At 49.7% G+C, this 664-nt stretch carries 1 protein-coding gene; it reads left to right on the top strand.

Going from position 1 to position 664, the window contains the following annotated elements; genetic code table 11:
• Nucleotides 1-654: chromosomal replication initiator protein DnaA (locus tag R7R78_RS26830; protein ID WP_225474701.1), on the top strand; the 654-nt coding region annotated here is incomplete at its 5' end.
• Between the last annotated feature and the right edge of the window lie 10 nt (nucleotides 655-664).

A 664-nucleotide genomic window follows, 5' to 3' on the forward strand; every position in this document is an offset into this window, starting at 1 on the left:
TTCCATACCTTCAACGCATTGTTGGAAGGTAACCAACAGATCATCCTAACTTCTGACCGTTATCCAAAAGAGATCAGCGGGGTAGAGGATCGTCTGAAATCGCGCTTTGGTTGGGGTCTAACGGTTGCGATCGAGCCGCCTGAGCTAGAGACGCGTGTGGCGATCTTGATGAAGAAAGCTGAAGACCATCAAATTCATTTGGCTGACGAAGTTGCGTTCTTTATTGCAAAACGTCTGCGTTCCAACGTTCGTGAGTTGGAAGGCGCGTTGAACCGAGTCATTGCCAACGCGAACTTTACTGGCCGCCCAATCACCATCGACTTCGTTCGCGAAGCGCTGCGCGATCTGCTGGCGCTGCAAGAGAAGTTGGTGACAATTGACAACATTCAAAAGACGGTTGCTGAGTACTACAAAATCAAAGTGGCGGATCTGCTGTCTAAACGTCGTTCTCGCTCCGTTGCACGTCCTCGTCAATTGGCGATGGCACTGGCTAAAGAGCTAACTAACCACAGCTTGCCAGAAATCGGTGATGCGTTTGGTGGCCGAGACCATACGACCGTTTTGCATGCATGTCGCAAGATTGAGCAGCTGCGTGAAGAGAGCCACGATATTAAGGAAGATTACTCGAACTTGATTCGCACCCTGTCTTCTTAATCGGTTAGAA

It is taken from the genome of Vibrio sp. 2134-1 (genome assembly GCF_033339495.1).